This is a genomic window from Microbacterium plantarum, from assembly GCF_035231185.1.
Taxonomy (GTDB): Bacteria; Actinomycetota; Actinomycetes; order Actinomycetales; family Microbacteriaceae; genus Microbacterium; species Microbacterium plantarum.
Window position 1 is genome coordinate 509,498 of the sequence record NZ_CP141117.1, and the last position, 23,083, is coordinate 532,580.

Consider the following 23,083-nt stretch of genomic DNA (forward strand, 5'->3'; position numbering starts at 1 on the left):
CTTAGCTCATTAGTCTTGCTAACGGTCTGTGGTGTCCGGAATGCGACGGCCGGAAACGTAGACTCGCCGCATGCCCGAGTTCATCGACGCGCACGGGGTCGCGATCGTCTACGACATCCATCCCGCGCATGGCGAGCAGCGGGCCGTCGTGCAGCTGCTGCACGGTGTCGGCGAGCACGCGGGCCGGTATGCCGAACTCGCCGGGATCCTCACCGCAGCGGGCTTCACCGTCTACGCCGATGACCACCGGGGTCATGGCCGCACCGGCATCCGGCAGCACGGTGATCCGAGCAAGCTCGGCAAGCTCGGTCGGGGAGGGCTGCATGCCGCGCGCGACGCCTGCGCCGAGCTGACCCGCATCATCGAGCGCGACCATCCCGGGGCGCCGATCGTGCTCCTCGGCCACTCGTGGGGATCATTCCTCGCGCAGATGCTGTTCGACGACCGGCCCGAGGCATACGCGGCACTCGTGCTGTCGGGGTCGGCGCTGCGCTGGCCCGGATCGCTCAACTCGGGCGACCTGAACGCGCCGTGGAAGGCGCCCGGCGCGAACGGCGTCGAGTGGCTGAGCACGGATGCCGCCGTCCAGCAGAGCTTCCTGGACGACCCGCTCACGACGACGACCGCGCTGCCCCGCCTGTTCGGGCCGGTCGAGACGCTCAAGCTCATCGGCCGACCCCGACGCGACCTCGGTGTCGACGTCCCGGTGCTGCTCATGGTCGGCCGGGACGACACCGTCGGCGGGCCTCGCAGCGTCCATCGCCTCGCCGACGCCTACCGCACGCGATCGGGCCTGACGGATGTGACGACGCTCGTCTACCCCGGTGCTCGTCACGAGATCTTCAACGAGGCGGTCCGGGGTGACGTGCAGGCCGATCTGCTCGCCTGGCTCGACGCCCGCTTCCCGCGGGACTGAATCGCGGCAAGCAGCGTCGGTGTCACCCGGCGGGACCGCGTCGGATTGCCGTGACGAGCGGGCGTGACGCGAGGAGCGCCAGCGCGACCGCCCCGAAGCCCGCGACGAAGGTCGCCGCGATGACGGCCATCGTCAGCGGCGCGACGACCAGGCTGATCCCCACGACCGGGAGAGCCAGCGCCACGCCGACGACCGCTCCGCCGGCGGCAGCCCAGCGCAGGGGCAGCATCACCGTGATGCGACGTGCCCGAGCGAGTTCCGCGGGCTCCATGCCGAGCCGGTCGAGGCCCACGATGAGCTCGCGGTCGTCGAGCACCGACGCCGCCTGACTGACGCCCACCGAGGCGGCGAGCAGGACGAAGCCCGCCCCGAGGGTGACGAGGACGCCGGTGCGGATGTCGGCGAACAGCGTCATTCCAGGCTCGTCGCCGGCGATCTCGGTGAGCGCGATGCCGCTGCCCCCGACGACGGCGATGAACGAGATCATCGCGATGCTCGAGACTCGACGCCAGGCGGTGGGGGCATGTGCGGCGAGCTCCCGGCCTGCGATGAGCTGAGCAGCCGTCCGGGCGCGGCGTGCCATCGAGCGGCCGCGTGCGGCGACGATGGGCGTACCGATGAGGTTCACCAGAGCGAGGGCCCCGGCGAACAGAGCCAGCAGGAGGGCGATCGACGCTGCGGGGGCGAGGACCGCGCTCACGCTGCTGAACTGGGCCACGATCGTGCCGACGGCGACGATCGCGATCCCGGAGATCACGAGGGTGCGGGTGCGTCGCGGCGGCGCCTCGGTGCGGCGGCGCACGCCCAGTGGGGTGAGCCGCACGCGTCGCAGGCTCGCTGCCGCGCTCACCGTCGCGATGAGCCCGACGCCCAGGATGACGGCCAGGACGATCGGCCATCCGGCCCACACGGCGGCGGCACCGACGGGGCCACCGAAGAAGGGGAGCAGCCCGACCAGCGGCAGGGCGATGCCGTAGGCGGCGGCGCCGACCAGTGCTCCCGCGAACGCGACGGCGGATGCCTCACCCACCGCCATCGCTCCGACCTCGGTGTTGGTGGCGCCGAGGAGGCGCAGCGTCGAGAGCCGGTCGTTGCGGCGCCGGCTCGACAGGCGCGCGGCGGCAGCCCCGAGGGTTGCTGTCGGAACGGCGAGAAGGATGAGCGCGAGGACGCTGAGCACGCCGTAGAGGAAAGCCATCTGGCCCGTGCGCGGGTCGGTGAGGAACATGCGGGTGCCGCCCGCGACGATCAGCATGAGCATCGTCGTCACCGCGAAGGCGACCAGTGGCAGGACGATGGCCGCAGACCCTTGCCGCGCCGGCCGGGAGAGCAGGACCGTGAGAGCCGCGACGCGGCGCACACTGCCCGGTGTCTCCGTCGCTCGGGCCAGCGGGGTCGGAGGCTGCGGGAGCGAACCGGTCGCGACGACGACGCTCATCGGGTCACCTCGGCGGCTGCGGTCCCACGCGCGGGCGCGACGGACGAATCGACGATGCGTCCGTCGCGCATCCGGAGGACGCGGTCGCAGCGGCGCGCGACCTCCGCATCGTGGGTCACGACGACGAGGCTGCGGCCCTGGCCGGTGGTGGCGTGCAGCAGCGCATCGAGGACCTCCGCGGAGGTGGTGGAGTCGAGGGCGCCGGTCGGCTCGTCGGCGAACACCACGGGGGCTCCGGTCACCTGGGCGCGGGCGATGGCGACGCGCTGCGCCTGCCCGCCGGAGAGCTCGCCGATGCGCCGGTTGTCCATGCCGGCGAGGCCCAGGGCGCCGAGCCAGGCGGCGGCGTGCGCTTCGGCAGCAGCTCGCGCCGTGCCGACGAGGAGCAGCGGAAGGGCGGCGTTCTCGACGGCGGTGAGCTCGGGCAGCAGCAGGTGGTCCTGGAAGACGAAGCCGAGGCTGCTGCGACGCACGGCGGAGCGGTCGGCGTCGGGCATGCCGACGAGCTCCTGCGCCGGGGCGCCGGGAGCGGCGAGGCGGACGGAGCCGGCATCGGGCGAGATGATTGCGGCGAGGCAGTGCAGAAGCGTCGTCTTGCCCGACCCCGAGGCGCCCATGATCGCGACGGCCTCGCCGGCGCGCACGGTCAGGTCGACGCGGTCGAGCGCGGTGAGCGCCCCGTAGCGCTTCACGAGCCCGCGGGCTTCGAGGACGGGGGCGGAATCGATGGTGGGGTTCATGTCATCCACTCTTCCGAGCGGGGCCCGCGCCGTCGTCCGTCGCGAGGTGTAACGGCATCCGTCGGGCGACCGATCCTCCGCCCGGTCCTAGGCTGGACGCATGCACGGCGAATACAAGGTCCCCGGAGGAAAGCTGGTCGTCGTCGACCTCGAGGTGCGCGACGGCCGCATCGCCGATTTCCACCTGGCGGGCGACTTCTTCCTCGAGCCCGACGACGCGCTCGCCGACATCGATGCGGCAGTGACGGGCCTGCCCGAGGAGTCTGATGTCGCCACCATTGCGGCCGCCGTCCGTTCGGCGCTGCCCGACGGCGCCCAGCTGCTCGGCTTCACGCCCGAGTCGGTGGGCACTGCGGTGCGGCGCGCCATGATCACGGCCCCGGGCTGGCGCGAGTTCGACTGGGAGGTCGTCCACGACCGAGCCGTGTCGCCCAGCATGAACCTCGCGCTCGACGAGGTGCTGACCACCCGCGTCGGCGACGGCCGGCGGAACCCCACCCTGCGCATCTGGGAGTGGAACGAATCGGCCGTCGTGATCGGGTCGTTCCAGTCGTACCGCAACGAGGTCGACCCCGAGGGTGCCGCGAAGCACGGGTTCGACGTCGTGCGCCGCATCTCCGGCGGGGGAGCGATGATGATGGCGGCGAACTCGATCGTGACGTACTCGCTGTACGTGCCGGCATCCCTCGTTGCGGGGCTGACCTTCGCCGACTCGTACGCCTTCCTCGACGACTGGGTGCTCGAGGCCCTCCGCTCACTCGGCATCGAGGCGACGTATCAGCCGCTCAACGACATCGCCTCACCGTCGGGCAAGATCGGCGGCGCCGCGCAGAAGCGTCTCGCGAACGGCGGGGTGCTCCACCACGCCACGCTGTCGTACGACATGGATGGTCAGGTCCTCACCGAGGTGCTGCGCATCGGCCGCGAAAAGCTCAGCGACAAGGGAACCGTCTCGGCCGCCAAGCGCGTCGACCCGCTGCGCAGCCAGACGGGTCTGCCTCGCGACGCGATCATCGAGCGGTTCATCGAGGTGTTCTCGAAGCGCTACGGCGCCGTGCCCGGCACGATCTCCGACGAGGAGTACGCCGAGGCCGAAGCGCTCGTCGAGTCCAAGTTCGCGACGGACGCCTGGCTCAAGCGCGTTCCCTGAGCCGCGGCGTCGTCAGCGGCGCGTCTGCGACAGGGCCCAGTGGGCTCGGGTGAGACCGCCGAGCGGCGCTCGCGTCAGGATGGCGGCATCCGATTCGCTCAGGATGCCGCCGTCGACCGCCACGCGCATCGCGGTGGCGATGTCTTCCCGTGCCCGCTCCTGTCGCGCGGCCGGCAGCGCGCCGACGGCGGCGCGCAGGGCCTCGACTCCCGTGCGCGGAGTCGAAGACCCTCCGGCGCGACGCCCGGCTCGGACGATGGTGGCGACGGTGACGGCGGACGCGATGCCCTGCACGGCGAAGGCGCCGATGGTGAGGCCGGGGGCACCGGCGTCATCGGAGCGCAGCGCGACGATGAGGATCGCGAACGCGGTGAAGAGCACCGAGATGGCATTGATGGACAGCTGGGAACCGCTCGCCTCGGCGCGCCCGCTCGCCAGCTGCCGCCACAGCACCGGACGCGATGCCGCCGCCACGATCGCCAGCGCAGCGGCGACGAGGGTCGGCACGGTCAGGTCGGATGCCGTTCGGGCGGGGATCACGACGACCCCGGCGGCGATGATCGGCAGGAACTCCAGCAGTGCGACGCCCAGTGAGCGGAACATCGACCCGCGGCCGACCGGGCGGCGGCGCTCTTCGTCCGACGCGTCCAGCAGATCCTGGACCGCCGGTTCGTCGGCGAAGGCGGCGCGCTCGATCAGCGCGGCGTCGAATCCGCGCCCGGACTCCACGAGTTCGCGGGCCGCGGAGGCGGCGGAGCTCTCACGCATCGTCTTCTCCTCTCACCCGTACCCCGTCAGCCGACGAGCGCCCGCACCGACGCGTAGCCGTCGGCCGCGACCGTCGGCACCGACGGCGGAGCGCCGAACATGCGGGTCGCCCGCTCGTCCGGCGTCCATCGCGGCCAGCCCGGGTCGCCGGTCCGCACGAACGACACGGCGGCGCCGTGCATCGCATCGGCCAGCTCCTGCGGCGGGTGCGGCCCCGCGAGCCTCGCGACGCCGTCGGCGTCGAGGACGTCCCACCAGAACGGCACATCGAGGCAGTGCAGCGCCCAGCGCTTGGTCGGGGAGGGCCAGCTGAACCGGTAGGCCCACGTCGGCGAGCCGCTTCGTGCCCGGGCGACGAGCGGCACGGTGTCGCGGAAGATGCGGTCGGTGGCGTAACGGCCGAGGAACGCGGCGGTGCCGAGTCGTCGCTGCGCGCGGTTGTCGCGGATGTAGCGCCAGCGCATCGCGTGGCCGACCCCGAGGGCGGCCAGCGCGAGCGCCGGCGGGACGAAACGCAACGGGCCGGCGACCCCGTCGGTGATCATCGTGAACTCGTCGTCAGTGGTGCCGAGCACGAGCGTCTTGTCCGCGCCGACGCCGGCCGCGAGTGCGTCGAGGGTGGGGCGCGGGATGAGCTCGCCGTCGACGACCGGACGCCACGTGAGCCCTTCGGCGAGCCGCGAGCGCACCGAGGCGATGATGCTGCCGTGCCGCTCCGACTCGAGAGCTTGCTGCGCCGTGAGCACCGTGAGCTCGTCGACGCCGGCGAACGCCTCGCGTGTCGGGGCGATGCCGAGGCGCGCGGCGAGCCGGCCTGTCGCCGTCGCGGCCCGGGCGGGCGGCACGTTCGTCAGGGCCGCCGAGATCGCCAGCACACGGCGGAACAGGTGTTGAGCATCCGGCATCCCGAGCAGGGTGAGCACCGCGCCGCCGCCCGCGGACTGCCCGGCGATCGTGACATCATCCGGATCCCCGCCGAAGGCGGACACGTTCGCCCGCACCCACTCGAGGGCGGCGATCCAGTCGCGCACCGCGCGGTTCGTCGGGGCTCCGGGAAGGAGGCCGAAGCCGTCGAAGCCCAGCCGGTACGAGACCGTCACCACGACGATGCCCGCCCGCGCGAACGAGCCGCCGTCGTACCAGGGGCTCGCGGGCGAACCCTGCACGAAGGCTCCGCCGTGGATGTAGACGAGCACCGGATGCCGTGCGCCGCCCGCCCGCGCGGGCGAGTCGGGCGCGAAGACGTTGACCGACAGGGTGTCGTCGCCCGGGATCGACGGCTCGGGGATGAGGGTGTCGGCGTCGTCCCCGCGCTGCGGCGTCGGTCCGTAGGCGGTCGCGTCGCGGACGCCGTCCCACGGCTCGACGGGCGCGGGCTCGGCGAACCGCAGCGTGCCGGTCGGGGCCTTCGCGTACGGGATGCCGAGGAACGCGAGAGTGCCGTCGGGGCGACGCGTGCCGCGCACCTCACCGCTGGAGAGGGATGCCGAGACGCTCGCTGTCACGATCCGAAGCTAGCGGACTCGGCGGCGCCTCGGTGAGGCGGCTGCGGGTCAGGCAATGCGGCGGACCTGCACCGTGATCCGGTCGACGGTCGGATACTGCACGCGGAGTTCGTCGGCGACGGCGCGGGCCACCTCGGGAGTGCGCGCGGATGCGGCGACGGAGATGGCGGCTGCCGCGGTCACCACCTCGCCGTCGGCCGAGACGAGGATGTCGTTCGTCGGAGCCGCCGCTTCTCGGCGGAGCGCCGTGGCCGCCGCTCCGAGCACGCGGGTCAGCGGCGGGCGCGGATCGTGCACGGCGCTGACCCCGGGCACCTCGACGAGGGGGCGCGGAGCCGACGGGCCGACGACGGAGACGGGCTCGATCATGCGATGTCCTTGGGCGGGAAGGGACGGTGGAGGTCTTCGACGGTGACGTCGATGGCGGTGATGTTCAGCTCGGTGTGCTGGGCGAGCGCCTCGGACACCGCTCGGCGGACCGCTCCGGCGGCGGTCGGCAGCGACTCGCCCCAGGCGACCGACGCGGTGATGTCGACGGCGATCGGCGCATCGGGCACCTCGACGTCGCCGACGATGCGCGAATGGCCGATGAAGACGCCGTCGATCGCGTCGCCGCTGGCGCGGATGAGCGCTTGCACGGCTCCCTCGGTGACGGTCATCGAGACCCGCGGATCGGGATGCGACAGCGGGATCGAGCGACCGGCTCGCAGCTCGGCGCGTACGGCGTCCATCACACCGTGGAACCAGTTCTCCGAGGGCTCGGGCATCTCGGCGGCATCCGCCGCGATGAGATCACGTGACAACCGCCCCGCCCGTTCGAGGGCATCGAGGGCGTTGAGGCAGTCGGGACAGGTCTCGATCTCGGGGTCGTACGGCGAGCGACCGCTGTCGAGGTAGTCACTGATCTCGTCGATCGTCTTGCCGCACTCGAGAGTCACGTCGGCGGCATCCATCAACGCCACCCCGCCATCTGGATCGTGATGCTGGCGCGGGCGCGGGACAGGTTTCCTCGAACGGTGCTGAGAGGGAGGTTCATCTCTTCTGCGATCTCGGTATAGCTGAGCGACCCGACTTCTCGGAGCAGCCAGCAGCGGCGTTGGGCTTCCGGCAGCGCATCGAGTGCAAGAGAGAGCGCTTGCAACTGTGCGTTGCGGATGGCGGCCGCCTCGGGGAGGAGGCTCGCCTCCGCGGCTCTGTCGAATCCGTCCAGTGTGTCATGGTCGGGGCGCTTCCTGAGATGCGCGTACGCCTCGCGGCTCGCGATCTTCATGAGCCACGCCTTCACGGCGTTCGGGTCACGCAGGGTGGACAGCTGCCGCCACGCGGTGAGGAACGCCTCCTGCACGACGTCGTCCGTCTCCGAGAGGGTGCCGACGATGCGGTACACGTAGGCGCGCACGAGGCGGAAGTGACGGTGGAGGAGGACATCGAACGCGTCGGCGTCGCCGGATGCCGCGCGGGCAGCCAGGATGCCGTCGGGCGCGGCCTGCAGGTCGGTGTCCGACCCGCTGTCTTCGGCTCGCATCGTTCCCCTAGAAAACTTCTCGAACTTTTTTGTGACGAATCCGGATGAGCCGCCCTCTTATCTGTAGAGCGAACGTAACGCTCACCGAATGACGAGCCGAGAGCTTGCATCGGACAACGCAGACAGATAAGGAAACGTCATGGCTGAGGACCAGAAGAACACCGCCCCCGCTGCTGAGACCACGAAGTCGCAGGCTGCCGCGCCGCAGGCTTCGCGCGTCGACCGCACGTTCTCGTCGTCGCGCGTCCCGGCCGACACCGACGCCGCGGGCAAGACGACGATCGCCGACGGCGTCGTGGCGAAGGTCGCCGGCATCGCGGCGCGTGAGGTCGCCGGTGTCTACGCGCTCGGTGGCGGCGGAGCACGCGCCTTCGGTGCGATCCGCGACGCCATCAACGCCACCGACCTGTCGCAGGGCGTGAAGGTGGAGGTCGGCGAGACCCAGGCCGCCGCCGACCTCACGATCGTCGTCGAGTACCCGGCGCCGATCCAGGAGGTCGCCGACAACGTCCGCGCCGCCGTCGCCGGTGCCATCAGCCGTCTCGTGGGCCTCGAGGTCGTCGAGGTCAACGTCGAGGTCAACGACGTGCACATCGCCGGCGCTGACGACGACGACAACGAGTCCGAGTCGCGCGTCGCATGAGTGCCACCGTCTCGGGTGCGCTGATCGGCGCCATCCTCGCCGCCGCCGCCCTGTTGTTCGGCTTCTGGGGATTCCTCCTCGTCGCCCTCTTCATGGCGATCGGCGCGGCGGTCGGTCGCATCGCGTCCGGCAAGCTCGACGTCCGCGGGCTGGCCGACGTGCTGACAGGTCGGCGCACCTCGTCATGACCGTTGCAGAGGCCATCCGTCCCGGTGGCGGCGTCACGGCCGCCGCCGGCGGGGCGTCCGGTCTCGCCGGACGGGTCGTTGTGCGCGAGCGCGTGGTGCGGAAGGTCTCGGAACAGATCGCATCCCAGGTCATCGGAGTGGACGTCGACCGCGTGTCGGTCACGGCATCCGATCACCGGGGTGGGGTGGCCGTCCGCATCCAGGCGCCGTTCCCCGTCCCGTCGCTCGACGACACCGAAGCGGTACGAGCCGCCGGAGTCGTCGTCGACATCGCCCGTGAGGCCCAGCACCGCGTGCAGGAAGAGCTCGGCCGCGTGCTGGGTAAACCCGTCACCCGCGTCGACATCACCGTCACCGGTGCCACGACACCCGCAAGGAGGAGAGTCCGATGAGCAGTCCCGTGCTGCGCCGCGTCGTGCGACGTGAGACGCACTCGCCGCGCACCGTCGCGATGATCGTCGCCGTCGTCCTCGTCATCCTCGCGCTGATCTACGTCGGCACGGAGATCGTGCTGAACCTCGCGGGTCAGCCGGCGCTTCTCCTCGGACCCGCCGCTGCCTTCGGGTGGGTCGTCGGTCTCCCGACGGAGGTACCGGTCGGCGTCAGCGTCGCCATCGGCGCCGTCATCGCGGTGCTCGGCGTGGTCCTCGTGGTGCTCGCCGTCGCCCCGGGCCGCCTGTCGAAGCACCAGCTCGTCGTCGGCGAGAGCGCCGTCGTCGCCGACAACGGCGTGATCGCCTCGGCGATCGCGCAGCGGGTCAGCGACGAGAGCGGACTGCCCCGCGACCAGGTGCGGGTCGGTGTCGGACACCGCTCGGTCGACGTGACCCTCACCCCTGCGGTGGGAGTCCCCGTCGACGAGACGCAGGTCCGCGCCCTCGCGGATGCGGAGCTGGAGTCGTATCGACTCGCGTCGAAGCTGCGCACGGCGGTGCGGATCGAGCGGCCCCGCGAACAGGAGGAGAACGCATGAACAACACCAATCGCGCGGTCAACCGCACGATCCTCCTGATCCTGGGACTGGTGCTCGTCGTCGTCGGCGGCGGAATCATCGCCGGCGCGGTGTGGCCGGCGGCCGCCGACACCTGGACCTCGGTCGGATCCGGGGCCGAGGACTGGGCGAAGCAGGCGTGGGATGCCACCGTCATCGCGGCCACGAGCCTCACCTGGCTCGCCGTCGGCGTGCTCGCCGCGCTCGCGCTGCTGGTCGTGCTGCTGATCGTGCTGGTCGTGCGCAGCATCCACGGCCGCCGCCGGACCGCGCTCCGGGCGACCGGGGCGGAGAGCGACCTCGGCCGCATCACGGTCACGGAGGGCTTCGCGGCGGATGCGCTGAAGAACGCGCTGGCCGACCGCGACGAGATCCTCAGTGCCCGCGTCACCGCGAACGACATCAAGAAGCAGCCCGTGCTGCACGTCAGCGTGACCCCGCGGCAGAACACCTCGCCGCTGCACGTGGCCGAGACCGTCGAACGTCTCGTCGGCAACCTCGGCACGCTGACGGGTCAGCAGCTCACGACCTACATCTCCATCCACACCGGGCTGCGCGCGAAGCTGGCGCACGACCAGCGCCGCCTGTCCTGAATCGCGCACGTCCACAGCCCCGCCCGCGGGGCGCCACCACCGAAAGAGAGGAGCCCATCATGGGTCTCGACGACAAGATCAAGAACGCCGCCCAGGACATCGCCGGCAAGGCGAAGGAAGCCATCGGCAAGGCGACAGACAACGACAAGCTCGAAGCCGAGGGCAAGGCCGATCAGGTCAAGGCCGAGGCGAAGAAGACGGGCGAAGACGTCAAGGACGCCTTCAAGTAAGCCGCGTGACTGCAGAGGGGGATGCCGTGTCGGCATCCCCCTCTTGTGGTCTCGTCGCGTCAGCTGTCGCGGCGCGCGCCGGCCGACGGGCTGACGGGGAAGATCGTCGGGGTCGCGTACCCGGCGGCAGCGAACGCCTTCTCGACGGCATCAGCCACGTCGTCGACGGCGGCGGTCTCGACGAGTGCGATCGCCGCACCGCCGAAGCCGCCGCCGGTCATGCGCGCGCCGATGGCGCCGGCCGCGCGGGCGGTCTCGACGGCGAGGTCGAGCTCGGGGACGGAGATCTCGAAGTCGTCGCGCATCGAGGCGTGCGAGGCGTCCAGCAGCGACCCGATCGCTCGTGGCCCCTGCTCCCGGAGGGTCTGCACCGTGTCGAGCACACGCTGGTTCTCGGTGACGATGTGGCGGACCCGGCGGAAAGTGACGTCGTCGAGCAGCTCGGCGGCACGGTCGAGGTCGCCGACCGACAGGTCGCGCAGCATCGGGACGCCCATGACCCGCGCGCCCTTCTCGCACGAAGCGCGGCGCTCGCCGTAGCCACCGGTGGAGTGCGCGTGCTTGACGTTGGTGTCCATGACCAGCAGCGTGAGCCCCGTGGCGGCGAAGCCGAGCTCGACCTCATCGGTCTCGAGCGAACGGCAGTCGAGGAAGGTGGCGGCATCCGGCTCGCCGAGCATCGACGCCATCTGGTCCATGATTCCGGTGGGAGCGCCGACGGCCTCGTTCTCGGCGCGACGGCCCACCTGCGCGAGCGCGACGGAGTCGAGTCCGAGGTTCCACAGCTCGTTGAGTGCTGAGGCGGTGGCGCCCTCGATCGCCGCGGACGACGACAGGCCTGCGCCGACCGGCACGTTCGACGCGAACGCGAGATCGGCGCCGGTCAGCGCGGTCGGGTCTGCGCCGGCGGCCTGGATCAATGCCCAGGCGACGCCGAGCGGGTATGCGGACCACTCGGGCACGGCGTGCTCGCCACCTGTGGTCGGGAAGATCGCGTCGAGGTCGGCGATCGCCACCTCTACCGGCACCGTGTCGAACGTCGAGATGACGCGCAGCCGGCCGTCGTCGCGGGTAGCGAGCGCCACGTGCGTGCGGTGGGGCGTGGCGAACGGGAACACGAAGCCGTCGTTGTAGTCGGTGTGCTCGCCGATGAGGTTGACGCGGCCGGGCGCCGACCACTCGCTCGTCGCGGTCGCGCCGAGCGAGGTCAGGAGGTCGCGCGCATCGGTGCGCGGATCGGTGTCGGTCACAGGGTCACTCCTTCTACGGCCTCGCGGATACGCGCGGCCGCGGTCTCGGGCGGGATGTCGCCGATCCAGGCGCCCATGGCCGCCTCGGAACCGGCGAGGAACTTGAGCTTGTCGGCGGCGCGGCGCGGGCTCGTGAGCTGCAGGTGCAGACGCGCGGTGTCGCGCGCATGGCGGACCGGAGCCTGGTGCCACGCGGCGATGTACGGCGTCGGGGTGTCGTACAGCGCGTCGATGCCGCGCAGCAGGCGCAGGTAGAGCGGGGCGAGTTCGTCTCGCTCGGCGTCGTTCGTCTCGGCGAAGTCGGCGACGTGCCGGTGGGGGAGCAGGTGCACCTCGATCGGCCAGCGCGCGGCGAACGGGACGAACGCCGTCCAGTGCTCGCCGCGGAGCACGACCCGCGGGCCGGCCTGCTCGAACTCGAGGATGCGCTGGAACAGGTCGGGAGCCGTGCGGTCGATCGAGTCGAGCAAGCGGGTCGTGCGGGGCGTGATGTACGGGTAGGCGTAGATCTGCCCGTGCGGATGCGGCAGGGTGACGCCGATCGCCTCGCCGCGGTTCTCGAACGGGAACACCTGCTCGATGCCGGGGAGCGTCGAGAGCGCGGCCGTGCGGTCGGCCCACGCCTCGATGACGGTGCGGGCGCGGGTGACCGTCTGGGTGCCGAACGATCCGGCGTGCTCGGGAGAGAAGCACACGACCTCGGTGCGTCCGACGCTCGTGCGGGTGCGGCCGAGGCCGAGGTGGGCGAGGTCATCGATGCCGCGGGGAGGATCGGATGCCGCGGGCGCGCCGCCGAACGCCTCGGCGAGGGCGGGACCGAACGACGGCGACTTGTTCTCGAAGACGGCGACGTCGTAGCGCGACGGGATCTCGGAAGGGTTGGTGGGTGTCTGCGGGGCGAGCGGGTCGAGCTCGGCCGGGGGCAGGAAGGCGCGGTTCTGCCGTGATGCGGCGATCGAGATCCAGTCACCCGTCAGGACGTCCTGCCGCATCGTCGCGGTCTCGGGGCGCGGGTCGAGGGTGCGGGCGTCGACCGCTCGCTCGGGGCCGAGCGTTGTCTCGGGGTCGTCGTAGTAGATGAGCTCGCGGCCGTCGTCGAGTCGCGTGGAGCGTTTGACGACGCCCGCGCCGAGCGGCACGGCGGGAGGAGCGCTGATGTTCACGATAACACGCTACATTCCGGCCGTGCTATCGTCAACACACCCGACGAGAGGACCGGCATGCGCGTGTCGATGGCCCAGGTGGCGGCCCACGCGGGCGTCTCGGCGCAGACCGTCTCGCGCGTGGCCAACGGCAGCCCGCGCGTCGACCCCGCGACGCGGGCCCGCGTCGAGGCGTCCATGGCGGCGCTCGGCTACCGCATGCATCGCGCCGCCCGGGCCCTGCGCACCGGCCAGACCCGCACGATCGGCCTCGTCGTCTCGACGCTCGCCTCGGTCGGCAACTCCCGCATGCTGCAGGCCATCGCCGACGCGGCGAGCGAGCGCGACTACGCCCTCGCCGTGGTGACGGTCGCCGGGGCGCGTGACATCGCGGAGGCCTTCGCGCAGCTGCGCGACCAGGGCGTCGACGGGGCGGTCGTGCTCAACGAGGCGACGCGGCTCGCTCGTGACACCGCACCGCCCGCCGACCTGCGTCTCGTCGTCGTCGACTCGCCGCCCGACGAGCGCTTCGCGATCGTGCAGACCGATCACGCGGGCGGCGCCCGGTTGGCGACGCGGCATCTGCTCGAGCTGGGGCACGCGACGGTGCACCACCTCGCGGGGCCCGAGGCGTCGTTCGCGGCGCAAGAGCGCGAACGCGGCTGGCGCGAGGCGCTGATCGACGCGGATGCCGTCGCGCCCGAGGTCGTCCGCGGCGACTGGACCTCGCGCGGCGGTCACGCGGCGGGAGCGGGGCTCGCGGGCGCCACGGCGGTGTTCGCCGCCAACGACCAGATGGCGCTCGGCCTGCTGCGGGCGTTCAGCGACGCCGGTCGCGCTGTGCCGGACGACGTCGCGATCGTCGGGTTCGACGACGTCGTGGATGCCGCGGAGTACCGGCCTCCGCTGACGACCGTCCGCCAGGACTTCGACGCCCTCGGCGCCCGCGCCGTCGAGGCGCTCGTGGAGGTCATCGAGTCGGGCTCAACGGCCGCGTTGCGCACCGTTCCCACGGAACTCGTGGTCCGCGCGAGCTCGGTACGCGGTTTCGCGGCGGAATGAGGCGCAGTTCGGGGTGTCCGACGCGGTTCGAACCGCGCGTCATCCCCGGAACTGCGCCTGATCCCCGCGCTCGGCGAGCGGGTCAGACGGATGCCGCGCGGCGGGCCTCCCAGCCGGTGCGGACCATCTCGTCGACCGAGTAGCGATTCGCCCATTCGAGGTCGCGGGCGGCGAGCTCTCCGGTGGCGACGATGCGGTCGGGGTCGCCGGGCCGGCGGGGGCCGACCCTCGGCGTGAAGTCGATGCCGGTCACCCGGGCCATCGCGTCCATGATCTCGCGGACCGAGAGGCCGTTCTGCGACCCGAGGTTGTAGGCCGGCTCGACGCTCTCACCGGCGGCGAGGCGCTGGGCGGCGACGACGTGGGCCGCGGCGATGTCGGCGACGTGGACGTAGTCGCGCACGTTCGTGCCGTCTTCGGTGTCGTAGTCGTCGCCGTTGATCTGCGGGGTCTCACCGGCGATCAGCTTCTCGAAGACGATGGGGAAGAGGTTGTGGGGGCTGGTGTCGTAGACGGACGGGTCGCCCGAGCCCACGACGTTGAAGTAGCGCAGCGAGGTGTGGCGCAGGGGTGCGGGGGAGTCCGCGGTCGCGACGGCCTGATCGCGCAGGAGCCACTCGCCGATGAGCTTCGACTCGCCGTAGGGCGACGCGGGACGCTTGGGCAGGTCCTCCGTGACGAGCGGCACGTCGGGGGTGCCGTAGACGGCGGCGCTGGAGGAGAAGACGATCTTGTCGACGCCCGCGGTCTCCATCGCCTCGAGCACGATCCGCGTGCCCTCGACGTTCTGCGCGTAGGTGTGCAGGGGGCGGGTCACCGAGACTCCGGCGTACTTGTAGCCGGCGACGTGGATGACGCCCTCGACGCCGTGCTCGCGCAGCGCGCCCTCGACGAGCGGACGGTCGAGGATCGAGCCGCGGACGAACGGCACGCCCTCGGGGACGAACCCCGCGTGCCCGCTCGACAGATCGTCGAGGACGACGGGGTCGAGACCCGCCGCGGCGAGGGCGCGCACGACATGCGCGCCGATGTATCCAGCACCACCGGTGACCATCCAGCTCATGACATCCATCCTGCCCGATCGCGGCGGGGCTCCCTCACGCTCACTCCTCGCGGTGGCCGAGGTCGGGCGCGGCGACGAACGCGGCGACGGGCTCGACGACGTGCTCGAGCTCGACGACGACGATCTCGTTCGCCCCGGCGCGGGTGGCGGGTGCGGGCACGTACAACGTGCGCTGCGGGCCGTTGCGCCAGTACCGGCCGAGGAAGAACCCGTTCACGAACGCGTAGCCCTTGCTCCAGGCATCCGTGTCGAGGAAGAGGTCGGCGGGCTCGTCGAGGTCGAACGTGCCCACGAGACCGGTGCGTCCGGCGACGGCGTGCTCGGACGCCCGGGCGATGCCGGCGGCGACGGCCGCGAGGTCGACGGGCTGCGCCGACCAGCCGGTCAGCTCGTGGCCGCCGAGGGTGACGGGGCCGACGAGGCCCTTGTTCTCGCCGAGACGGACGTCGTAGTTCACGCGGCCCTGGTCCTCGACGAGCACCGTCAGCCGCGACCCGCGGGGGATCGGCAGCGACCGCTCGTGCAGCGCGCGCTGCAGGCGGCCGATCGGCGCGCCGTCGACCGCGACCCAGGCGAGGTCGCGGACCTCCGCGAAGGCGAGCACGGCGCTGTCGGAATCACCGAACGGCTCGGCGGGCAGCGCGATGTCGTAACGCACGAGAGGTCCGAGCTGTCCGAGCTCTTCGAACGTGGGAGGAAGGTCGACCGCGCCGCCGTCAGCATCCGCCGCGGGCAGCCAGTCGCCCGTGGTCCGCAGCGGGACCGACAGGACGGGAGCCGCAGGCCGCGCGGGCGGCACCTCGTCGGGGACCGGGGCGTACCGGGCGATGACCTCGCGGAACGCGTGGTACTTCTCGGTCGGGTGGCCCGATTCGTCCAGCGGAGCGTCGTAGTCGTACGAGGTGACGATGGGGGCGTAGCGGCCCTTGTCGTTCGCGCCGTTCGTGGTGCCGAAGTTCGTGCCGCCGTGGAGCATGTAGATGTTCACCGACGCTCCCGCGGCGAGCAGGGCGTCGAGCTCGGATGCCGAAGCCGCGGCATCCGTGGTGTGGTGCACCCCGCCCCACCAGTCGAACCAGCCGTCCCAGAACTCCGAGCACATGAGCGGCCCGGTCGGCTGATGCTCGCGCAGCGTCGCGAGGCGCTCGGTGGCGCGCGAGCCGAACGATCCGGTCGTGTGCAGGTCGGGCAGCGTTCCGGCCGCGAGCATGTGAGGCTCGGGCTGGTCGACGGTCGTCAGCGGCACGGTGATGTCGCAGGCGCGGGTGAGCTCGGTGAGCGTGCCGAGATAGTCGTGGTCCGAGCCGTAGGCGCCGTACTCGTTCTCGATCTGCACGAGCACGACGTTGCCGCCGCGATCGATCTGACGCGGGGCGACGATCTCGTAGACCCGGCGCAGGTAGGTGCTCACCGCCTCGAGGTACTGCGGCTCGGAACGGCGCAGCCCGATGCCGGGCGTGCTGGTGAGCCACACCGGAAGTCCGCCGTTGTGCCACTCGGCGCAGATGTACGGGCCGGGGCGGACGATCGCGTGCATGCCCTCGGCCGCGATGAGGTCGAGGAAGCGCCCCAGGTCGTTCCAGCCCGTGGCATCCCATTCGCCGCGCACCGGCTCATGGGCGTTCCAGGCGACGTAGGTCTCGATGGTGTTGAGCCCCATGAGCCGCGCCTTGCGGATGCGGTCGGCCCAGTGCTTCGGGTGGATGCGGAAGTAGTGCAGGGCTCCCGCGATGACCCGGTGGGGGCGCCCGTCGAGGAGGAAGTCGGTCTCGCCGATGCTGAAGGTCGTCACGCGGTCACTCGATTCGTTCCGGGGTTCAGGCGCACGGTCACGCGCGCCCAGGAGAGCGGGGGAAGGGTCAGGGTCACGGCGCTGTCGCGGATGTCGACGGCGAGGGATGCCGGCGCGACGGGCTGCGACGACGCGCTGTTGACGGTGTGCCGGTCGCCGCCGGCGGGGACGGTCAGCACGAGCGCCTCCGCGCTCGCGGCCGAGCGGTCGAGATCGATCGTGACGGGTGTCTCGGCGTCGAGTCCGCGGTGCACGAGGAAGATCGACAGCTCGTCGCCGGCGATCGTCGCAACGGCGTCGACGGCGCCCACGTCGCCGTAGCGCGCGGTCGGGATGACGCCAGTGTCGATGACCGGCACCACGACGTGGCCGGATGCCGCGGCCGCGGTCAGCTGGAAGGGGAAGAAGGTGGTCTGCCGCCAGGCCGCGCCGCCCGGCTCGGTGCGGATCGGCGCGATGACGTTGACGAGCTGCGCGAGATTCGCCATCGAGACGCGGTCGGCGCGGCGGAGCATCGTGATGAGGAGGGACCCGACGACGACGGCATCCGTGACGGTGTAGTCGTCCTCGATGAGGCGCGGGGCGACGGGCCAGTCGCCCGTGAACACCTCGGGCTTGTCGACCTCGTTCCAGCGGGTCTGGTTCCAGACGTTCCACTCGTCGACGCTGATGCCGATGGGGTCGGTGATGCCGCGCTCGGCGCGCACCTCGTCGATGATGCCGGCGACCTCGCCGATGTAGGCGTCGAGGGCGGCGCCGGAGGCGAGGAAGCTCGCGGGGTCGCCCGGGGTCTCCTCGTAGTAGGCGTGCACGGAGATGTGGTCGACGAGCCCCGCGGTGTGACGGAGCACGGTGCGCTCCCACTCGCCGAAGGTCGGCATCTCGTGGTTCGAGCTGCCCGCGGCGACGAGCTCGATGTCGGGATGAATGAACCGCATGAGCCGGGCGCTCTCGGCGGCGAGGCGGCCGTACTCGTCGGCGGTCTTGTGGCCGATCTGCCAGGGGCCGTCCATCTCGTTGCCCAGGCACCAGAGCCGGATGCCGAAGGGCTCGGCGCGCCCGTTCTCGCGGCGGCGCTCCGACAGGGCGGTGCCGCCCGGGTGATTGGCGTACTCGAGCAGGTCGGCGGCCTCGGCGACGCCGCGCGTGCCGAGGTTCACGGCCTCCATGAGCTCGAGCCCCGCCTGCTCGGCCCACGCGGCGAACTCGTGCAGCCCGACCTGGTTGGTCTCGGTGCTGTGCCATGCGGCATCCAGGCGCACGGGGCGCTGGCCGCGCGGGCCGACGCCGTCCTCCCACCGGTAGCCCGAGACGAAGTTGCCCCCGGGATAGCGCACGACGGTCGCGCCCAGCTCGCGCACGAGCTCGAGGACGTCGGCGCGGAAGCCGGCGTCGTCGGCCGTGGCGTGACCCGGCTCGAAGATGCCGTCGTAGACGCAGCGGCCCATGTGCTCGACGAAGGTGCCGAAGAGTCGGCGCGGGACCACGGGCCCGGGTGCGGCCGTGTCGAGCGAGATGCGGGTGGGGGAGGTCATTGCTCTTCTCCTGGGGGGACATGGCGAGGGGCGGGCCGGACCGAAGCTCGATGCGACCCGCCCCTCGTCGGGCGTCACTTGTTGACGGTGAAGCCCTGGTCGTTGCCGTACTGCACGAGCTGGTCCTGCCACGTGGCGAGGCCCTCGTTCAGGTCGGACTTCGAGGCGTAGGACTGCCCGACGGTGTCGCTGAAGATGCTGTTCGCGTAGACCTGGAAGGGCAGGTACTGCCAGCCCGGACGCACGTCCTTGGCCGCCTGCACGAGCACCTCGTTGATCTTCTGGCCGCCGAAGTACTCGGGCGCCTTGTTCAGGAACTCATCCGACTCGAGCTGCGCGGTCGTCGAGGGGAAGCCGCCGCTCTCGGCGAAGATCGTCAGGCTCTCCTCGTCGTTGTTCAGCCACTTCAGGAACGCGGCGGCGAGGGCCGGGTTCTCGCTCTGCTTCGTGACCGCCTGGCCGCCGCCGCCGTTCTCGGCCGAGACCGGGGTGCCGTCGTAGGTCGGCATGGGAGCCACGCGCCAGTCGCCCGCCGCGTCGGCCACCGACGACTCGAGGTTGCCGGGCATCCAGGCGCCGATGACGAGGGTCGCGATCGAGCCGTCGCCGAGGCCCTTGAACCACTCGTCGCTCCAGCTCGGGGTGCTGGCGATCAGGTCGTCCTCGACGAGCGTGTTCCAGGTGTCGGCCCACTTCTTCGAGCCCTCGTCGGCGACGTTGATCGTCACGTCGGTGCCATCGGCGGAGAACGGCTGGCCGCCCGCCTGCCAGATCATGCTGGTGGCGAAGCCGGCGTCACCGGTATCGTTCGTGATCTTCTTCGTCGGGTCGGCGGCGGTGAGCTGACGCGCGGTGGCGATGTACTCGTCCCACGTCGTCGGGACCGTCAGGCCGTACTGGTCGAAGACCGCCTTGTTGTAGAACAGCGCCATGGGACCCGAGTCCTGCGGGAGGCCGTAGATCTTGCCGTCGAAGTCGACGGAGTTCCACGTCGAGGCGGTGTAGTCGCTCTCGAGGTCGCCGAAGCCGTAGGGCGCGAGGTCGAGCAGCCCGTCGGTGAGGGCGAACTGCGGGAAGGCGTAGTACTCGATCTGCACGACGTCGGGGGCGCCCGAGCCGGCCTTGATCGCGTTCTGGAGCTTGGTGTACTCCTCGGTGTTGGTGCCCGCGTTGACGACGTTGACCTTGACCTCGGGGTACTTCTTCATGAACGCCTCGGCCTGCGCCTCGGCGGACGGGGTCCACGACCAGTAGGTGATCTCACCGCCGGCCTTCAGGGCCGCGTCGAGGTCGTCGGGGTTGCCGCTGCCCGCGGCGGGGCCGGAGGACGAGCAGGCGGCCAGCACGAGGCCGGCGGCTGCGGTCAGGGCCACGACGGATGCGGCGCGACGCAGCGCCGATCCCTTGCGCATGGGTGTCATGGGAGTTCCTTCACTTCGTTGTTGTGGATTCGGGTTGTTGTGGATTCAGGTGGTGCGGAATACAGGGTCTTCGGGGGGTGTGCTCACTGCTTGACGCTGCCGGCGCTCAGACCGGACTGCCAGAAGCGCTGCAGCATGAGGAAGGCCACCACGATCGGGATGATCGACAACAGCGATCCGGTGATCACCAGGTTGTAGATCGGCTGCGCCGCGGCTCCGGTGGCCTGGGCGTTCCACTGGTTGAGCCCGACGGTGAGCGGGTACCAGGCGGGGTCGCTGAGCATGATGAGCGGGAGGAAGTAGTTGTTCCACGTGGCGACGACCGCGAACAGCAGCACGGTGACGATGCCGGGCATGAGGAGCTTGGTCGAGATGGTGAAGAACGTGCGCATCTCGCTGGCGCCGTCCATCCGAGCGGCCTCGAGCAGCTCGGTGGGAACGGCGTCGCTGGCGAACACCCACATCAGGTACAGGCCGAAGGGGCTGATGAGCGAGGGGATGATGATCGCCCACGGGGTGTTCGTCAGGCCCAGCTGGCTGAACATGAGGAACGTGGGGACCGCGAGGGCGGTGCCGGGAACGGCGACGGCGCCGATGACGACGGCGAAGACCGCCTTGCGGCCGCGGAAGTTGTACTTCGCCAGGCCGTAGCCCGCCATTGTGGCCAGCACCGTGGCTCCGCCCGCGCCGACGACGACGTAGAGGAGCGTGTTGCCGAGCCACCGGAGGAAGATGCCGTCGCGGTAGGTGAACGTGTCGACGATGTTGTTCCACAGGTTGAAGCTGTCGCCGAACCAGAGGCCGAACGTCGTGAACAGGTCGCCCTGCGTCTTCGTCGCGTTGATGATCAGCCAGAACAGCGGCAGCAGCGTGTAGAGGATGAACAGGCTCATCACGACGGTGAGTACGACGGACTTCCGCCGGGCGAACGGCGTGCTGCGGGCGAGGGCGGGAGCGGTCATCGCATCTCCTGACGGGATCCGCGCAACTGGACGACGTAGGCGATGACCGCCGTGATGACGCCCATGATGATCGCGACGGTGGCGGCGTAGTTGTACTGCTGGCCGGCGAACGAGAGGTTGTACGCGTACATGTTCGGCGTGAAGAACGTCGTGATCGTGTTCGGGGCCAGGGGCTTGAGGATGTTCGGCTCGTTGAAGAGCTGGAAGCTGCCGATGATCGAGAAGATCGTGGCGATGACGATCGAGCCGCGCAGAGCGGGGATCTTGATCGAGAGGATCGTGCGCCAGGCGCCGGCGCCGTCGAGGGATGCCGCCTCGTACAGCTCACCGGGGATGGTCTTGAGCGACGAGTAGAAGATCAGCATGTTGTAGCCGACGAACTGCCACGTCACGATGTTGCCGATCGAGACCATCATCCACTCGGGGAGGAAGGGTCGCAGGACCTGGGCACCGAGCAGATCGTTGATGTTGCCGGCGAGGCCGAACTGGTCGCCGTAGATGTAGCCCCACATGAGGACCGCGACGACGGCGGGCACGGCGTAGGGCAGGAAGATGATGATCCGGTAGAAGCCCGAGGCGTGCAGGCGCGCGCTGTCGATCGCGAGGGCCGCAGCGAGGGCGAGCACGAGCATGATCGGCACCTGGATCAGCAGGAACAGCAGCACGCGGAGGAAGCCGTCCCACAGCTTCGGGTCGGCGAAGGCCGTCAGGTAGTTCTCGAAGCCGACGAACGCGTTGCCGCCGACGATCTGCTCGCGGAAGAAGCTGAGGTAGAGCGCGTAGGCGAGGGGTGCGAGGAAGACGAGGGCGAACACGATCGCGAAGGGCCCCACGAAGAGCCATCCGCGCTGTTCGACGCTGACGCGCCGCCGCTTCCGCGCGGTGCGCACGGCGGGAGGGGGTGCCGTTGTGGTCGTCATCGTCCGTGCCTCTTCTGTGATGCAGGCGCTCGCCGATTGAGCGCGGATGTTGACGTAAACATAACTCGGAGACGCTAGCATGTCAACGTCAACATCAAGGAGGATCCGGGCATGGGTAAAGCAGGGCCAGCCGTACGCCCGGACGCTCGACCGCGGCGTCGGGAAGTGTCGATGGCCGACGTGGCGGCGATGGCCGGCGTGTCGGGTCAGACCGTCTCGCGGGTCGCGAACGGCCGCGAGAACGTCGACCCCGAGACCCGGGCGCGCGTCCAGGATGCGATGGCGCAGCTCGGCTATCGACCCAACAGTGCCGCGCGTGCACTGCGTTCGGGGCGCTTCCGCAGCATCGGCGTGATCATGTTCTCGCTCGCGAGCTACGGCAACACGCGCACGCTCGACGCCGTGGCATCCGTCGCCGCCGAGGCGGGGTACTCCCTCACCGTCATCACGGTGCAGTCGGCGACGCAGTCCGACGTCTCGGGTGCATTCGTGCGCCTGGCCGAGCATGCCGTCGACGGCGTCATCATCCTGATCGAGACGCATCGTCTGGGCGAGCGCGAGCTGGCGCTGCCGACGGGACTCCCCGTCGTCGTGGTCGACTCGAGTGCCGATTACCCGTATCCCGTCGTCGACAACGACCAGACGCTGGGCGCGCGCCTCGCGACCGAGCACCTGCTCGACCTCGGGCACGAGACGGTGAGCCACATCTCAGGGCCGCGGGAGTCGTTCGCCGCCGAGCGCAGGCGAGCCGCCTGGCACGACACGCTCGTCGCCCGCGGTGCGGCTGTGCCCGAGGTGCACGTCGGGGACTGGACCGCGGAGTCGGGTTACGAGATCGGTCGGGCGCTCGCCGGCGACCACCGCGTGACGGCGGTCTTCGTCGCCAACGACCGCATGGCGCTCGGGCTGCTGCGCGCGCTGCACGAGGCCGATCGCCCTGTGCCGGCGAGCGTCAGCGTCGTCGGGTACGACGATGCTCCCGAGTCGGCGAACTTCTGGCCCCCGCTGACGACCGTACGTCAGTACTTCGACCGGATCGGCGCGGCCGCCGTGCGGTCGCTGCTCACCGAGATCGACGGGGGAGAGGTGCCGGCCGAGCGCACGCTCGTCCCCACCGAGCTCGTCGTGCGTGCGAGTTCCGGCCCGCGCCGCTGATCAACCGTTGCACCGGGACAGAGGCGTCCCGTAGGCTCGATGTTGACGTCAACATGTTTACGTCAACATCACCCCCCCCTGAGGTCGCATCGTT

25 protein-coding genes are annotated in these 23,083 nt (G+C 70.9%); 10 read left to right on the top strand and 15 right to left on the bottom strand.

Annotated elements, in window-relative coordinates; all coding sequences use genetic code 11:
* The first annotated feature begins 70 nt into the window (after nt 1–70).
* The gene (locus tag VC184_RS02410; RefSeq protein WP_274178307.1) at nt 71–916 is read left to right on the top strand and encodes an alpha/beta fold hydrolase; all 846 of its coding nucleotides are present in this window, start codon (nt 71–73) and stop codon (nt 914–916) included.
* Between the two features lie 22 nt (nt 917–938).
* Here the strand turns inward: VC184_RS02410 and VC184_RS02415 are convergent, their stop codons facing one another.
* Entirely contained in the window at nt 939–2,354 is a 1,416-nt protein-coding gene (locus tag VC184_RS02415; protein WP_114589116.1) for an FtsX-like permease family protein, read from the bottom strand.
* Nucleotides 2,351–3,094, bottom strand: a complete 744-nt coding sequence (locus VC184_RS02420; protein ID WP_282502005.1) for an ABC transporter ATP-binding protein — start codon at nt 3,092–3,094, stop codon at nt 2,351–2,353. Before VC184_RS02420 ends, VC184_RS02415 begins: the two co-directional genes overlap by 4 nt.
* A 100-nt stretch (nt 3,095–3,194) precedes the next feature.
* On the opposite strand from VC184_RS02420, the gene VC184_RS02425 reads away from it, so the two are divergent.
* On the top strand, nt 3,195–4,244 hold the full coding sequence (locus VC184_RS02425; protein ID WP_023952552.1) for a lipoate--protein ligase family protein: 1,050 nt from the start codon (nt 3,195–3,197) through the stop codon (nt 4,242–4,244).
* 12 nt (nt 4,245–4,256) lie between these two features.
* Here the strand turns inward: VC184_RS02425 and VC184_RS02430 are convergent, their stop codons facing one another.
* From VC184_RS02430 to VC184_RS02450, 5 genes are read right to left on the bottom strand one after another with little or no spacing between them, the layout of a single operon-like run.
* A complete protein-coding gene (locus VC184_RS02430; protein WP_282502007.1) occupies nt 4,257–5,012 on the bottom strand; it encodes a hypothetical protein in 756 nt (251 codons plus the stop codon).
* Between the two features lie 26 nt (nt 5,013–5,038).
* The gene (locus tag VC184_RS02435) at nt 5,039–6,517 is read right to left on the bottom strand and encodes a carboxylesterase/lipase family protein (RefSeq protein WP_282502008.1); all 1,479 of its coding nucleotides are present in this window, start codon (nt 6,515–6,517) and stop codon (nt 5,039–5,041) included.
* A gap of 48 nt (nt 6,518–6,565) precedes the next feature.
* A complete protein-coding gene (locus VC184_RS02440) occupies nt 6,566–6,886 on the bottom strand; it encodes a hypothetical protein (protein ID WP_282502009.1) in 321 nt (106 codons plus the stop codon).
* Nucleotides 6,883–7,470, bottom strand: coding sequence for an Asp23/Gls24 family envelope stress response protein (locus tag VC184_RS02445; RefSeq protein WP_323987187.1), 588 nt, complete (start codon nt 7,468–7,470; stop codon nt 6,883–6,885). Before VC184_RS02445 ends, VC184_RS02440 begins: the two co-directional genes overlap by 4 nt.
* On the bottom strand, nt 7,470–8,042 hold the full coding sequence (locus VC184_RS02450; protein ID WP_323987188.1) for an RNA polymerase sigma factor: 573 nt from the start codon (nt 8,040–8,042) through the stop codon (nt 7,470–7,472). The genes VC184_RS02445 and VC184_RS02450 overlap by 1 nt, the downstream gene beginning before the upstream one ends.
* A 139-nt stretch (nt 8,043–8,181) precedes the next feature.
* On the opposite strand from VC184_RS02450, the gene VC184_RS02455 reads away from it, so the two are divergent.
* Genes VC184_RS02455 through VC184_RS02480 form a run of 6 tightly spaced genes read left to right on the top strand, consistent with a single transcriptional unit; the run spans nt 8,182 to nt 10,687 of the window.
* Nucleotides 8,182–8,685 (top strand): Asp23/Gls24 family envelope stress response protein, encoded by a 504-nt coding sequence (locus tag VC184_RS02455; RefSeq protein ID WP_114589121.1) that lies wholly within the window; start codon nt 8,182–8,184, stop codon nt 8,683–8,685.
* Complete coding sequence (locus VC184_RS02460; protein WP_023952539.1) at nt 8,682–8,873, top strand: DUF2273 domain-containing protein; 192 nt, start codon at nt 8,682–8,684, stop codon at nt 8,871–8,873. The genes VC184_RS02455 and VC184_RS02460 overlap by 4 nt, the downstream gene beginning before the upstream one ends.
* Entirely contained in the window at nt 8,870–9,265 is a 396-nt protein-coding gene (locus VC184_RS02465; protein WP_323987189.1) for a hypothetical protein, read from the top strand. The genes VC184_RS02460 and VC184_RS02465 overlap by 4 nt, the downstream gene beginning before the upstream one ends.
* Nucleotides 9,262–9,846: a DUF6286 domain-containing protein gene (locus tag VC184_RS02470; protein WP_112616331.1), complete on the top strand. Its 585-nt coding sequence runs from the start codon at nt 9,262–9,264 to the stop codon at nt 9,844–9,846. Before VC184_RS02465 ends, VC184_RS02470 begins: the two co-directional genes overlap by 4 nt.
* Complete coding sequence (locus VC184_RS02475) at nt 9,843–10,457, top strand: hypothetical protein (protein WP_323987191.1); 615 nt, start codon at nt 9,843–9,845, stop codon at nt 10,455–10,457. Before VC184_RS02470 ends, VC184_RS02475 begins: the two co-directional genes overlap by 4 nt.
* Before the next feature lie 59 nt (nt 10,458–10,516).
* Complete coding sequence (locus VC184_RS02480; protein ID WP_023952533.1) at nt 10,517–10,687, top strand: CsbD family protein; 171 nt, start codon at nt 10,517–10,519, stop codon at nt 10,685–10,687.
* A 59-nt stretch (nt 10,688–10,746) separates the two neighbouring features.
* Here VC184_RS02480 and galK read toward each other — a convergent pair whose 3' ends face one another.
* Together galK and galT are read right to left on the bottom strand one after the other, a co-directional pair.
* A complete protein-coding gene (gene galK / locus VC184_RS02485; RefSeq protein ID WP_404568304.1) occupies nt 10,747–11,937 on the bottom strand; it encodes a galactokinase in 1,191 nt (396 codons plus the stop codon).
* The gene (gene galT / locus VC184_RS02490; RefSeq protein WP_114589247.1) at nt 11,934–13,094 is read right to left on the bottom strand and encodes a galactose-1-phosphate uridylyltransferase; all 1,161 of its coding nucleotides are present in this window, start codon (nt 13,092–13,094) and stop codon (nt 11,934–11,936) included. Before galT ends, galK begins: the two co-directional genes overlap by 4 nt.
* 63 nt (nt 13,095–13,157) lie before the next feature.
* Here galT and VC184_RS02495 point away from each other — a divergent pair, with 63 nt between their 5' ends.
* Nucleotides 13,158–14,141: a LacI family DNA-binding transcriptional regulator gene (locus VC184_RS02495; protein ID WP_323987193.1), complete on the top strand. Its 984-nt coding sequence runs from the start codon at nt 13,158–13,160 to the stop codon at nt 14,139–14,141.
* Nucleotides 14,142–14,223: 82 nt separating this feature from the next.
* Here VC184_RS02495 and galE read toward each other — a convergent pair whose 3' ends face one another.
* From galE to VC184_RS02525, 6 genes are all read right to left on the bottom strand, one after another.
* The gene (galE, locus tag VC184_RS02500; protein WP_114589248.1) at nt 14,224–15,204 is read right to left on the bottom strand and encodes a UDP-glucose 4-epimerase GalE; all 981 of its coding nucleotides are present in this window, start codon (nt 15,202–15,204) and stop codon (nt 14,224–14,226) included.
* A 40-nt stretch (nt 15,205–15,244) separates the two neighbouring features.
* Complete coding sequence (locus VC184_RS02505; RefSeq protein ID WP_323987194.1) at nt 15,245–16,996, bottom strand: glycoside hydrolase family 35 protein; 1,752 nt, start codon at nt 16,994–16,996, stop codon at nt 15,245–15,247.
* Nucleotides 16,993–18,531: an arabinosylfuranosidase ArfA gene (arfA, locus tag VC184_RS02510; protein ID WP_274178323.1), complete on the bottom strand. Its 1,539-nt coding sequence runs from the start codon at nt 18,529–18,531 to the stop codon at nt 16,993–16,995. Before arfA ends, VC184_RS02505 begins: the two co-directional genes overlap by 4 nt.
* Before the next feature lie 74 nt (nt 18,532–18,605).
* Nucleotides 18,606–19,952: an ABC transporter substrate-binding protein gene (locus VC184_RS02515; protein WP_269267155.1), complete on the bottom strand. Its 1,347-nt coding sequence runs from the start codon at nt 19,950–19,952 to the stop codon at nt 18,606–18,608.
* 83 nt (nt 19,953–20,035) lie between these two features.
* Nucleotides 20,036–20,914, bottom strand: a complete 879-nt coding sequence (locus VC184_RS02520; RefSeq protein ID WP_112616345.1) for a carbohydrate ABC transporter permease — start codon at nt 20,912–20,914, stop codon at nt 20,036–20,038.
* Nucleotides 20,911–21,834 (bottom strand): carbohydrate ABC transporter permease, encoded by a 924-nt coding sequence (locus tag VC184_RS02525; RefSeq protein WP_112616347.1) that lies wholly within the window; start codon nt 21,832–21,834, stop codon nt 20,911–20,913. Before VC184_RS02525 ends, VC184_RS02520 begins: the two co-directional genes overlap by 4 nt.
* 171 nt (nt 21,835–22,005) lie before the next feature.
* On the opposite strand from VC184_RS02525, the gene VC184_RS02530 reads away from it, so the two are divergent.
* On the top strand, nt 22,006–22,989 hold the full coding sequence (locus tag VC184_RS02530; RefSeq protein WP_274178324.1) for a LacI family DNA-binding transcriptional regulator: 984 nt from the start codon (nt 22,006–22,008) through the stop codon (nt 22,987–22,989).
* Nucleotides 22,990–23,083: the final 94 nt, after the last annotated feature.